Source organism: Paenibacillus massiliensis 2301065 = DSM 16942 (assembly GCF_000377505.1).
Classification (GTDB): domain Bacteria; phylum Bacillota; class Bacilli; order Paenibacillales; family Paenibacillaceae; genus Paenibacillus; species Paenibacillus massiliensis.
In genome coordinates, this window is sequence record NZ_KB898196.1 from 82281 (window position 1) to 96290 (window position 14010).

A 14010-nucleotide genomic window follows, 5' to 3' on the forward strand; every position below is an offset into this window, starting at 1 on the left:
CAGTCTGCAGCCTGCCAATTCAATTGGGCTCAGGTTGAGAGGAACAAGAAGGCGATTATAAATCGTTCCACAAAGTTCAAATTTGAGCCAAACTTCGGCATACTCATTCTAACTCTCAAAAGCTTGCAATTTGAACGATAACCAGCAATATCCTTTACCTTTTGCTTGGAATTTTGCTATAATCGTCATTGCGTCTTTCGAATTTTCTGTTTGCAAAACACTATATATTGGGGTAACCTATTTAAACAGTATCTAAATATAGTGCGGAAGCGGAAATAGACGATTTTGTCCTTAAGCCTATAGATTTACATATATTTTCCACTTCTATAAGCAGGCTAACACCATCAACAGATTGCAGCATACGCTTCTGCCGACCATGGCTCACAGTGTGATGCTCCTCTTATCGTTGCTTTCGATCTATCGAACAGCCCAATCATCATTTATCCCTTGAGTTATTCATATCGCAAATTATTCATCCCATGAAAGTGAGGAATTCATCCATGCCACACACCGTGACCAAACCTAATAACCGCCAGCTTGCTTTCGACGAGATGCGTTTGTCCGTCTATGCCGATCGGGCGCTGAACGGCCTGAATCAGCTTGATAAGGAACGCCTGCTGCGCGGGGTTAACTCCAAGCTGCGCCGTGACGAGGTCACTGGAGACGAGATTAGCAATGCCTTCATCATGTCTGCCCTGGAGCTCGTGACCAAGGAAGAGCCAGACTGGAAATTCGCAGCTGCTCGCTCTCTACTCACTTCCCTGTATAAGAAGGCAGCCTATAACCGCCGCTATAAGTCCTACCACGACAATCCATACGGTGCCTTCTACCCGCTCATTACCGAGATGGTGAAGAAAGGTATCTATCGTCAGGAGCTGCTCGATTGCTACAGCAAGGAGCAGATCGACGAGCTTGGTGAGTGCATCGAATACCAGAACGATCTGCTGTTCGATTACATCGGACTATTGACTCTATCCGAGCGGTATCTTGCTCATGATTTTGACGGTCGGGTCATGGAGCTGCCGCAGGAGCGCTACATGGTCATCGCCATGTACCTGATGCACCAGGAGCCAGCGGAGCGCCGCATGGAGCTGGTTAAGGAAGCTTACTGGGCGATGAGCAACATGTATATGACGGCTGCTACACCGACGATGTCCAATGCAGGCAAGAAGGTGGCCGGACAGCTTTCTAGCTGTTTCATTGACACCGTAGACGATTCCCTAGAGGGTATCTTTGATTCCAATACAGACGTAGCTCGTCTCAGCAAAATGGGCGGCGGTATCGGCGTATACCTGGGCAAGGTTCGCGCTAGAGGCTCTGACATCCGTGGACACAAGAACACCAGCTCCGGCGTCATCCCATGGATTCGCCAGCTGAACAATACGGCTGTCAGCGTAGACCAGCTTGGAACACGTAAGGGTGCCATTGCGGTATATCTGGATGTATTCCATAAGGATATTCTGGCCTTCCTTGACCTGAAGCTGAACAATGGTGATGAGCGTATGCGTGCGCATGATGTATTCCACGGTGTCTGCCTGCCTGACTTGTTCATGGAGCGCGTGGAGAGTCGCGGTGAATGGAGTCTGTTCTGTCCACATGAAGTCAAGAAGGTCATGGGCTGGACCGATGAGAATGGTCGTCCGCTGGGGCTGGAGGATTTCTACGACGAGACAGCAGGAGCAGGCTCATTCCGCGAGAAGTACGAGGAAGCTTTGAATCATCCAACCTTGTCCCGGATTACCGTGCAGGCGATCGACATTATGAAACGCGTGCTGAAGTCCCAGTTGGAGACGGGGACACCATATATGTTCTATCGTGATACCGTGAACCGTGCGAACCCGAACCGCGTTCATGGCATGGTATATTCCTCCAACCTGTGTACGGAGATTATGCAGAACCAATCTCCAACCGTGGTAGAGAAGGAAGAGCTCGTAACCAAGGATGGTCAGACACGCATCGTTATTTCCAAAATTCCTGGAGATTTCGTCGTATGTAACCTGAACTCCATCCATCTGGCTCGTGCAGTACCTGCAGGCGTGCTGGATCGTCTAGTGCCTATTCAAGTGCGCATGCTGGACAACGTTATCGACATCAACAATATTGAGGTGCTGCAGGCTCAATATACGAATAGCCAATACCGGGCCGTGGGCCTTGGAACCTTTGGTCTTCATCACCTGCTGGCTCTGGAGGGCATCCGCTGGGAGTCCGATGAGGCAGTAGAGTATAATGATCATTTGTACGAGAAGATCAATTATCTCGCTGTCAGATCCAGCATGGAGCTGGCGAAGGAGAAGGGCCGTTATGCGAAATTCGCAGGCTCTGACTGGGAGAATGGACAATACTTTACCTCCCGCCATTACACAGATGGTACCCGTCCAGGCAAATTCGTGACGACTGAGCAGTGGAGCGAGCTGGCTGCAGAGGTGCAGACGAATGGTGTACGCAACGCCTGGTTGTTCGCGATCGCGCCTAACGGCTCCACCTCGATCATCGCTGGTTCTACGGCCAGTATTGATCCGCTCTATGAGCTGTTGTCCTATGAAGAGAAGACGACCTACAAGATCGCTAACCCTGCACCAGACCTGAACGCGAATACCATCTGGTACTACAAGACAGCGTTCCTCGTAGACCAGCACGCTTCCATCAACATGGCAGCAGCTCGTCAGCGTCATATCGACCAGGGACAAAGCTTCAATCTGTACGTTCGTCCAGACATCAAAGCTACTGAATTCCTGGAGCTGCACCTGCATGCCTGGAGATCCGGTATGAAATCGACCTATTATGTTCGCAGCCGTGCGCTGACGATTGAGGAATGCGATAGCTGCGCATCCTAAACCCAACTGAAGGAGAGACTCACCCATGCAGTTGCAAAAAATATTTAACACCGAAGCGCCTAACCGCTCGACTCGTATTATAGAAGGAGAATGCTCCGGCATTCTCAACTGGAACGATATTCGGATGCCCCACATGTACAAGCTGTACAAGGTGCTGCTCCTGAACCACTGGATTGCTGATGAGATCCCGATGTCCAAGGATGCATCACAGTTCCCGCTGCTGGACGCCGAAGAGCAGCGTACCTTCAAGATCAACATCGGCTTGCTGGCCGTACTTGATTCCATGCAGACCATGTTCGTGGGAGATGTGAAGCGCTACTTCACCGACTCCTCCCTGGAGGCTGTAGCAGCCATTATCGGACAGCAAGAGGTTGTACACAATCAATCCTATTCCTATGTTCTCTCCTCGCTCGTATCCGAGCAGGAGCAGAAGGAAATCTTCGAGTACTGGAAGCATGATCCGGTGCTGCTCGAACGCAACACCTTTATCTCTAACATCTATCAGGAGTTCCGGGACAATCCTAATCCGCAGACCTTCTTCAAATCCATGGTAGCGGACCTGATTCTGGAGGGTATCTTCTTCTACAGTACCTTCGCCTTCTTCTACAATCTGGCACGTGACCAGAAGATGATGGGCACCAGCCAGATGATCTCTTACATTCAGCGTGACGAGAATCAGCACTGCTACTTCTTCGCGGAAGTATTCAAGCAGCTGCTGGTAGACTTCCCGGAGCTGAACACCAAGGAGAACATGGACTATGTCTACAGCACGATCCACCGCGCCGTGGAACTGGAGACAAACTGGGCATTTTACACGTTGCCTAATGTTCGCGGTATTGATCTCAATGAGCTGTCTGATTACATCAAGTACATCGCGAACAAGCGTCTCCGTCTGATGGGTATGGAGAAAGCCTACGAAGGTGTGGATGTGAACTGCATGCCGTGGATCAAGCCATTCTCGGATGAAGCGCTGAATGCGACCAAGACCGACTTCTTCGAAGCCAAATCCCGTAACTACGGTAAAGTGGGCGACGATAACGGATTTGACGATCTGTAAGCTAAGAATAGCTTGCTAGGGCAGATCATTATCATTGTATAACCTTACAATGATCACATAGTAAAAGCGCGAGTTGCGGGTTTACCCCGTAATCGCGCTTTTTGATTTAGAAAATTTAAGCTAAATTTTCAAATAAATGACATCGAAGAAAGATCTCAGCTTGAGTAATCGTTTTAATCATGTCTCTTAAATCATTACGCTCAATCTAGCATCTTGCAGATGATTATCACGTTGAATTAATTGAATAATAATGTAATTGTTGTAACTATTCATCACTTTTAATACTATATTTCAAAGCATATAAGACATATAGAAAAATAAAAATAAAAATGACAATTCCAATATACCATTTGTCCCAGAACACCAATGAAATAGGAATAACAATAAAAAGACTGAATGCAGTCCAGTTTTTGAAGGAATAGTCAAAGCGTTTTTTCATAAAGAACTCAGACACTATCAAATCTAACACTAAACTAAAAAACACAAATGAAATAAGGATGGAAATAAAATAAACTTTATCCGTGAATTCATTAGTGGTTAAAACAACTGTAAAGATAGTAAATATTAAAGTTAAAATAACTAAATTAATTACTGTATGGAACAATGGCTCAAACAGTGATGCTAGCTTCGTTTTATAATACATTTCAATTAAATCCATCATCCCACCATTTTTTCTATACGTAATAGGATCTAATTGCATCTTCTTTAATTTAATTATTTCATCCTTAATTTTCTTATGGAATGATTGTAGGAGATCTAATCTATCCAGTTCCATATTATCTTCAATCGCCACTAAACTATAATAATCTTTCAATAGATCAGACGGAAGATATGTACTTGCTTTTGTAATAATAACATCAATAATTACAAATTCAGCATTCCCTTTGAGCACTTTTCGTATTACTGTCTCAAGTTCAGAATACGATTCAATTGCTCTCTCTATTTTTATTACATTATTTTTTTGATTTTCAACTATAGATATTCGGAATTGCCTATACATCCATATGACTGCTAATGAGAGTAGAATATATAACATTACAAACTGAGAGTTTGGAAATAGTGAATTTATCACTGTAATAATAAAGCTTTCGCTCACATAACCACCCTTTTTAAAATTATAAGACTGTACAATTCTATTCACGAAAGAAACAAGCTCATTGTTTCACTGTAATTATATTTCAAGAATTCTAATTAATAAAATCAAATATTTTAATTGCCCCATATAATGGGCATTCTAAAAATCGAATGAGAACAATCACAACACCCTTTTTATAGGTAGGCCTTATCTAATAAAAGAAGCACCGTCATTAACAGTGCTCCTAGCGAATTCAATATTTAGTTGCAATGTTGATACCCTAGATACTCCGCTTAAGACGCAGCAGCTCCACGCCAGCCAGTAGCACAATTCCAATCCCATGTGTGTCATTGAGCTGCCAATCCAGCTCTTCCTTATAATACAGCTTGTTGAAGGAATAGCCGGAGCCGCGGCAGACACCATACACGTTGCCACCCTTGTCGATACAGTAGCGGGACAGGCCCTCCCAGCCACGCTGAGCTGCGGACATGAACATATCCGGCTCATTTACCCAGCCCAGACGCACACCACGCGCATACGCATAGATGAACATGGATGTACATGATGCCTCCGCATACGATTCAGGGTCGGTGAGCACCTGATGCCACAAGCCCTGCTGATCCTGCAACCGCAAATACCCATAGGCAAGCTCATTCCAGAAATGAAGCAGCTCCTCCCGCAGCTCATGCTCCTCTGGCATCACGGTCAACAGCTCTGTGAGGGAGAAAATAACCCAGCCGTTCCCTCGGCCCCACGGCACCCCGTTGGGTTTGTCGAACTTGATATCATAGACATGATGCATGATGCCCAGCTCCGGCTGGAACATCCGCTTGCGGTACAGCAGGAACTGCCGAGCCGCATCCTCCAGATAGGCTACCTCTCCAGTCAATCGGTAATACTCCGTCAGGAACGGCGTGCTCATGTACAGATCATCGCACCATATCGTATCCTTCATGAAATCCGTAGTCCCTGCTGCACGGTATAGAGCGCCATCCTCCTGCCGATCCTGCACCTGTGTGATATAAGCAGCGATATCTGCTGCGGCCCTCTCAGCTCCCTGCAATGGACGCATTCGATGGGCTACCAGCATGGCGGCACCGAAGGAGCCGCAATCATCCAGCGAATCTATCAAGGTGAGCTGATGGTTAATTCCTGGTGCTCCGAACCGATCGCGGTCCCAGACCGCATAGGTATGCAATGAAGTACATTGTTCGATGTGCCCTTGTGCATAATCTGCAAAATAAGGCTGTGACAGCTCCTGTCCTGTGGCAAGCAGACCATATAGCGTGACCCCCAGCGGATAGTTCCAGCGTCCATACATCGCCGTCTCTGTATATGGACGCACCCAACTGTCGGGCTGATCCACACGCCAGAATTGGGCTGAGGCCCCCTCGCCCAGCAGCGCACGAACTGTAGGTAAAGAGGCTACAGACGGAGCATCCTCTACCTCGAATGGCCCCAGATGCAGCCACGGATCAGTCGAGCCCTCAATACGATAAGGCTGTACGAGACGGACCTTTTGAATGGCAGCATTATTGATCGTGCTGTGCTCCCGCCTTGCTTGTGTATTGGCTGGACGGGTCGGACCGGAATCAGCTGTTGTAACGGCTCCAGCTATGGATACCGTTGAAGCGGTATCATCAAAGGCTGAGTCTAGATCTGGACCCATGTCTGCGTCTGACTCTAATTCAAGCTCGAAGCCCCAGCCTTCACCGTCACATACGGATTCCACAATCAGCTCATGGCGACCAAATTCCAGTCGCAACGGAACGACTAGCTGGTCACGATCCTGCGCCTTGTTGCTGACCAGTGTGCCGTCAAGGTACACCGCAAGGGACGAGATGGCCCGACAGGACCCATATAGCTTCACAAGGATCGGCTCTGGACTCATAGATTCAATGCTACACCAGGAGAACGCTACGGCATCCTGCTTCACACCCAAGATACGAGAAAGCTGCCCCTCCTGCTGCTCCTGCTCAGTCCAGCGGAGGTCAGGATACCACGTATATTTTACGGCAAAGTCAGCTTCTTCATGCCCCCATGAGGAAGAGGCAGAGGATACCTCCTCGCTGGCATCTGCTCCTCCGTCCTTCATCGCATGAGAGACGGTTGCCTTCTGCCCATGAGGCATATTGGCTACAGACGACTCTGCAATAGACTGACCAGGCCACACGCTCCACCGCTGCTGCTGTGGAGCACTGTATAGCCAACCTTCACAGCCGCTATGCTCGTCAGTCGGCATCAGGAAGTGCAGCGGGGCTCCCTTCACACTGCCTGTGCCGAACATACCGCCGCAGCCTGTGCCGACAGCCACAAATTCCAGTACAATATGATTCCAGCCCGCATCCAGCTTAGCCCGGAAATAGCTCCGCCGCTCAGGGAACACATCCTCGTTCAGATTGGAACGAAATACGCTTCTCCCATTGATATAGACCCGGGCGGGACTATAGCAGCTGATCGCAAACGGGAGCTCAGCCTCCGTGTCACTCCACAGCTTTCCCCATACATAGACGAATTCACCCGGTTGTACAGATGGGAATCTCTCATGCAGATTCATATCATAGCGACAATCCGGCAAGCGCCGGAAGCCGCGCTCCGAATGGACACGGTACACCGGGGGGTGAGCCGGGTGTGCACCCACGAAGCGCCCAGCGACAGCTGTCAGCACCTGCTCGATCTGCGTTCCCGCATATCGGCTTATACTATGGTGAGGAGGAAAATACGCCGGAATGTGAGCCGAGGCATCGCTTATTTGGACAGCCATGCTTGAATGGATCGTAGCAGGTAAAGCCTTTAAATCTTTTACATCCTTCGTATTGTCCGCATTCTTCTCAACCAATCTGCTCATCGTCCGCTCCTCCTCTCACACCCATTCTCCACCAGGATACAATGTTGAACTATAAAGACGCTTGCTCTGCTTCAATGGCTTGGCAGCAGCCGGGGTCAATTCCATAGGTGCAGAGGCAAAAACCTTTGCAGTCTCATCATCATAGATAATGACCTGCTCAAGTCCGGTTCCCAGCAAATCCCCGTGTGCAGCATAGCCTTCATGAGGGAACTGCACAACTCTGTTCATTTCACCGTCATAGAGGCCCGGATACACGCCTCCGCCCCGACGATAGGCCAGAATGTAATCCAGTGCGTCCTGATCCCAGTGACCTACCGTCTCCACAATCGTCAGCCACCCGCCTGTCGTGCGTTCTTCCTTCCACACCTCACGGCCTTCGTGATCCAGCAGGAACAGGGCATCCTTGCCCTTTAATCCTTTGCCATCATCCTCCCGTACCATCCGATCGAGCCCGGCTACCTGCAGTCCTGGCTGATCCTTCAGGAATCGTCCCAGAGCCAAATGCTGAGATTCAATCGAGCCTTCGTACCGCCACAGCTCCTGTCCATTCCGATCGTACATCACCGTCACACTGCCGCCGATGACCAGCTCAGGTAGTCCATCGCCATTGACATCACCGACCCAGATGCAGTCCGCATGATCGTCCAGATCATGGCAGCTCCAGCGCAGCTGTCCCTTGGCATCCAGCAGATCATACCCGGCCATTACCTCATCCAGCCCATCTCCATCCAGGTCATACACCCACGGGAAATGCCCTACATTCCCCTTATGTGTCCACAGCAGATTGAAGTCCCGGTCAAGTGCCCATAGCTGGTGATACCGATCCTTGAGGATAATATCCGAGGGATGGTCCCCCCCTGTCAGATTGGCAATGATAATACAGTCATGTGCATGCTCGGACGGAAGTTCATGCACGGCTTTTACCTGCCCAGTGTTACCGTCTAAGATATGAAAACGTCCATCCATTACACACAGCACCTCAAGCTGTCCATCGCCATCAATGTCGTAGATTTGAACAGGATAATCTGAGCCCTGCTTCCCTGCACCCGGGTCAGGCTTCCCTGTCTGCCATAGAAGCCTTCCCTCCAGATCGTAAGCCGTGAGACACTGCACCTGATGCGGAATATAGCGTACATCCTGACGGTTGTCTGGCTGCACGAGCAGCAGCTCCGCGCGTCCATCTCCATTCAGATCGCCCAGTAGCAGCTTGCACCGCGGGCCAGCAGCCGTAATATCAATATCCGCAAGACAATGTGGAGCCAACTCTTGAATAATTGCTTCCATAACCAGTCCTCCTGTCTCTTCTTCACACGAATACATGCCATCTTTACGAATACAGTCGAGTTCGAGCAGATACACTCCTTAGCAGATACATCCCTCAATTGAAGCAACAACTCTATGCCTTGACCGATCAAAAATGATTTCAGAGGGGCTCCCCGCTTACAGCGACTCTACACTCACGTCTAATATGGTCAAGGAGCTAGTCCAGATCCACCTGAGCTCCCCCGGGAACCTCCACGATCGAGCCATCAACTGCCAGCCACACGGAGGAAGCCCCTGGATTGTAGACAAAATCACGAACAGCGGAGAAGATCAGCTGCTTACACGCCTTTAGATAATGGACGATCTCAATATTCGTCGCATACCAGATATCCTCACGGTGTCCTAGGAGCTCACAAAAACGCTCCATGACCTCCCAGTTGTTGTCCTGATCGAACTCATAGCTATGTCCCCATACCGCCATCAGGTACAGGTAATGCCGCTTGTGCAGGGCCGCAAAATTCTCCCCGTGCTCCATCAGGTGATCGTTATGATGACAGGTCATTTTCCACTCCAGCCAATCCTCAGGCAGCCCGAACCCACCTCGGGTGGTCGGCACCACACGTGCATACTCCATCCCAAGCGACGGAAGAACGCTTATTATATCCTTGTTATAGGAACCATTCGGATAGGACATTCCTCGAATGGGTGTACGCAGCAGGCTCTCGAAATACTTGCGGTCCTCAACAATTTCATGGATGATCTGCTCCATGGGACACCGTGCGAGTGTAGGATGCGTCTGGGTGTGCACAGAAATCTCGTGACCACGGTACAGCTCCACAAGCTCATCAGCAGGAATCCGCTCAGACTGGTCCAGCAGACCTGAATTCAGGTGAAAGGTACCTTTGATGCCGTATTGGTTGAACAAGCCTACGAGTCGTTCATCGGCTCGCTTCCCATCGTCATAGCTCATGGTAAGCGCTTTATGCCGACCTTGCGGATAACAGTAATAAATGCTAGGCATGATCGCATGCACTCCTTTTCTATATCAACTTCCATGTCCCTTATGCTCATTGTGCTCATATGTCTTTGCCGCACCTCGTATTTCTGTTTACTTCCGCTTGCTTCTTTATTGTCTTTATTGCTCTTCATTGCTCTTTATTGCTTCTTCCTTGTTCTTTATTGCTTCTTCCTTGTTCTTCTTCATTCTCCATCTTGCTTCTTCACACTTCCCCATACTCACTCATTCTTACTCATGCTCCATCTATACAGCCAACATGCGATCATGCGATCCGGTAGGCTGCTCCATGACCATTTCTCTTGCTTATTGAAGGTCTTCTGCTTGAGACGATGCCAGTGGTGCATACACAGACAGATCGGCATATTCCGCAATCAGCGGTGCCATCTGTCGGAAGCCAATATACCCACCTCCAAGCAATGGACCATAGCTCTCCCCATCATCTATCCAACGAAAGATCGGCAAGCCGTTGATGGCAAAAGTAAGCTCTGCACCTTGCTTCAGCACCAGAATGTCATACGTATCTCGCATGTCCTCCACACCCGGGAGCGGATCGGCGCCCTGTGCTACCAGATGGAAGCCGTAGCTTTTCCGTAGATTACAGGTATGAAAGCCGCGTTCCTCCGCCCACATTCGACGGAAATACGAGACATGAAATGCATTGAGATCCCCGTGATGATATTGGTCATATTCACCAGTACGGTCTGCCAATGCAGGATCGAACAGATCCCGTCCGCCTTGGCCGCGGGCTGCGAAGAACATAATGGCCAGCCCAGGTTCCCGCAAGGGACGGAAGCGCCAAGTGATTGCACAATCTGCCGGGAAGCTCACGGGGCACCAATATACGACATTGGCCCGCTGTCCTTCCTTCGGGTCCAGTGTGCTTTCGAGCCGCATTCGCCCCATTGGGAAGGTCACAGCCCCCTGCCCCTCCAGACGGAAGTTGCTAACATCCGCCGGAGATGCGAGTGGATTATAATAGACTCGTTCCCACTGCTGTGGAATCAAGACAGGACGTTCAGTGTGCGTCATATCCTCCACCTCCCGTTTGCTTTTCTCTGGCATCCATTCAGAGCCCATACCTCTTAGGCACGAGCAGCAATCGCCGCTGCATCCTCAGGCAGTTCAGCAGCGATCAGCTCTAGGCTAATAATGGCATTGATGGACCACTGCGAGGCTTCATTGGTATTCATCCAGTCAATCTCACTCAGCTCATGGACATACTGCACTCGTGCAGCTTCATGCTGCAGATTCACACGCCCGAACGGATTGGCCAGCAAAATGCTCCAGCAACGCTCAGCCGTAGCCGTATCCTGTCGGTAATACGCTCCATAAGCAGCAATACCCACACTCAGTACAGCGTGCTCGAAGCGAAGTGGACCATTGATGATCCCACCTGTGATGGCGTCCTTCTCTTCCTGTGGCAGATTGTAGAAGACACCGAATTCCGCGAGCATATCCTCCCACTCCGGGTCCTCCAGCATGGCTGCCAGCTCGAACCAGACCTGCGGACCGCCCATACTAATGGCGAGGTGTCTGCCCCAATTGTCGTCCCCCATGCCGTAGAGCATCCCGGTCTTGGGATCGTAGCCATAGGTAGGTCCCGACAGCAAGCGCAGATTCGCTCCCTTGATGCATTCGATCCCCGTCAGAATCTTGTCACGGTAAGCCGAATCTTCGAATCGCTCCCACCTTGTCATCCAATTCGAGCTGAAGGCCGCCCAGTCTGGTCCTACCCGAGCATGAGTCGGAAATTCGTCCTTCGGGAAATAAGCCCGCATCGGGTCCAGTGTCACGGTACTGAAATCCGCATCCTTCACATCATCCATAACATCCCCGATCCGCTCATCCCCGGTCAGATAGTAATAATAGCGGTGGAGGCCTGCCATGGCGATCCGTGCTTCCTTGCAGCCGCAGCCCCAGTGAATGACGTTATGACGCGAGCCCAAGCCAGCATATTCTCCAAAATGGTAGGAATCCACCTCGCTCGTATGCCGAGTCATCGCCTCGGCCATTCGGAATACATCTGCGCGTCCGGTCCGCAAGAACGTCAGCCACAACCACATATTCGGCACCAGCTCACCGTTCTGCCAGGCACAGCCACCCAGATCGTAATTCCAGACATGCCGCACTGGATCATAGCTATGCATGAAGTCGCCATAGTCCCAGAAGCCGTACCATCTACGCTGCTCGATCTCCTCCAGATAGAATTCGATAATCCCATCCAACCGATCCTCCAGATAGCTCTTGGACGGTGTGCTTCGATCTGGCAGACTCCAGATCCCAAAGGCAGCGGCCTCATGGTAATACTCCGGTGTACACACGAGCCTTGCAGGCGTATCCACCGCTGTCTGCATTCGCGCCAGCCCTTCCCTGTCTGGTGTCTGCTCCGTGCACCAGAGCGTCAGCTCGTTCGTGTTCGCAATCCCATACGGTGTCGCTCGCAGCTCCTCCGCTCCTTCATAGGATGATTCCACATGCGTTTCCGTATCGTAATGCCTTAGGTCCATAGCTCCAGCTTCCGGGGACCAGAACCAGACCGTCAAGCTTGCGCTATCCGTCGCGGCTGCTTCAATCTCCATGCCTGAGGGATATTTGCGCCAGCTATCCTTCAGTCCTACTGCTACGCCGCCACCCTCCGAGCCAATGTACCCCAGACCACCAGCACGACGCCCTTCGGCTGCCTTGATCCAGGCATTGCCCTCAGCTGTGCGCTTGACGATCCGGTAGTGATCTGCGGAGTCCTGTACGATCCTGAAGCCGTTCCAGGTCGCCGAATCCGCGAGCAGGCTGAGAAAATAGGCATCCTCATCCGCGTCGAAGGCTACGGGGCGACCCTCAGTCTGATCTGTGAACAGCTCCTGATATTTCCCCTTCGTGCGCCGGGTATGCAACGTCTTGGGCGATTCACTGAACAGGCCACGGTCACCACCAAAACGAACATGGCGATTATAGAGCGGCCCACGCATAGGAATGCTGAACCGTATTCCGAGTCCTCTGATATAGTCCTGATGCGGGTTCCCATCGTAATGAAAGGTATGTACCACCCTTATAGAATCCAGTCCGGCATGGAAATACAGACGCAGCGTGTATGGCAGCCATTCCCGCGAACCTAAGTTGGATACGGAACGGTGTCTTCCCTCCAGCTTCAGCACAGCCTGCAGCGGACCATCCTGCTCCAGTAAAACATTCCGGGTATGCCCCGCGAAGCTCTCCTCCCGGATCGTCACGGTCCCGGAGACCCGATCCTGCACCTCACGTATACAGACCAATTCGCCCCCATCGCACAGCTGTACCATTCCATTTGTATCCGGAGCGCTTACTGTGGAGACAGGGATTGCCACACCTGATCTTCGGTGGATACTGCGGAGCAACCCTCGTCCCTGCTTGTTCACTATACAGGTCATAACACCTGTGTCTATGATGAAGGTCTCCTGCGTCTCCTGAACAGCCACTCGGGGATGAAGGGCTTGTATCTCTGTTGCATCTAGATCCTTGGGATCTGTTGCCTCAGTCAGAATCCATTCTTCATCTCCAACTTGGGAATCCTCACAGATGGCGGTATGGAAGGACCACTTGATGCTGCCGTCGGGCCAGTAGGCGCCTGGGCGACTCTGTAGTGGGAGCTCGACATCATGTTTCTGCCTGCTTGCGACCAAGTGGGGCAACTCCTTGCGAGACAGCTCTCCTTTTCTCCACGGCACCCCCCAGGTTACTCCTGTGGTGATGGTCGGCTTATGTAGCCAGCGTAGAGGAATCCTTGGCACCATGTTCAACATAATCATCTCCTTATAGTGAAGCTGCTTCTTGAGGTCCAAGAAGCAGCAACCTGAGCAGGACAGCACAGTAATTCGGTGATTCGAGAGTAATAAAGTAGTCTCATATTAATGAAATATCCTAATAGTATTGAAGTATTCA

At 50.5% G+C, this 14010-nt stretch carries 8 protein-coding genes; 2 read left to right on the forward strand and 6 right to left on the reverse strand.

Features of this window, described 5'->3' with window-relative positions; all coding sequences use genetic code 11:
* The first annotated feature begins 500 nt into the window (after nt 1–500).
* Together D328_RS0121500 and D328_RS0121505 are read left to right on the forward strand one after the other, a co-directional pair.
* A complete protein-coding gene (locus D328_RS0121500) occupies nt 501–2834 on the forward strand; it encodes a ribonucleoside-diphosphate reductase subunit alpha (RefSeq protein ID WP_018887111.1) in 2334 nt (777 codons plus the stop codon).
* Between the two features lie 25 nt (nt 2835–2859).
* On the forward strand, nt 2860–3891 hold the full coding sequence (locus D328_RS0121505; RefSeq protein ID WP_018887112.1) for a ribonucleotide-diphosphate reductase subunit beta: 1032 nt from the start codon (nt 2860–2862) through the stop codon (nt 3889–3891).
* 265 nt (nt 3892–4156) lie between these two features.
* Here the strand turns inward: D328_RS0121505 and D328_RS0121510 are convergent, their stop codons facing one another.
* The 6 genes from D328_RS0121510 to D328_RS0121540 form a co-directional block, all read right to left on the reverse strand.
* Nucleotides 4157–5032, reverse strand: a complete 876-nt coding sequence (locus tag D328_RS0121510; protein ID WP_018887113.1) for a hypothetical protein — start codon at nt 5030–5032, stop codon at nt 4157–4159.
* Between the two features lie 214 nt (nt 5033–5246).
* On the reverse strand, nt 5247–7814 hold the full coding sequence (locus D328_RS30425) for a glycoside hydrolase family 88/105 protein (protein WP_018887114.1): 2568 nt from the start codon (nt 7812–7814) through the stop codon (nt 5247–5249).
* Between the two features lie 15 nt (nt 7815–7829).
* Nucleotides 7830–9098, reverse strand: a complete 1269-nt coding sequence (locus tag D328_RS0121520) for a hypothetical protein (RefSeq protein ID WP_018887115.1) — start codon at nt 9096–9098, stop codon at nt 7830–7832.
* Nucleotides 9099–9294: 196 nt separating this feature from the next.
* Nucleotides 9295–10098, reverse strand: coding sequence for a polysaccharide deacetylase family protein (locus D328_RS0121525; RefSeq protein ID WP_018887116.1), 804 nt, complete (start codon nt 10096–10098; stop codon nt 9295–9297).
* A gap of 300 nt (nt 10099–10398) precedes the next feature.
* A complete protein-coding gene (locus tag D328_RS0121535) occupies nt 10399–11124 on the reverse strand; it encodes a DUF1961 family protein (RefSeq protein WP_026281319.1) in 726 nt (241 codons plus the stop codon).
* Nucleotides 11125–11177: 53 nt separating this feature from the next.
* Nucleotides 11178–13871, reverse strand: coding sequence for an exo-rhamnogalacturonan lyase family protein (locus D328_RS0121540; RefSeq protein ID WP_033413479.1), 2694 nt, complete (start codon nt 13869–13871; stop codon nt 11178–11180).
* Nucleotides 13872–14010 lie beyond the last annotated feature (139 nt).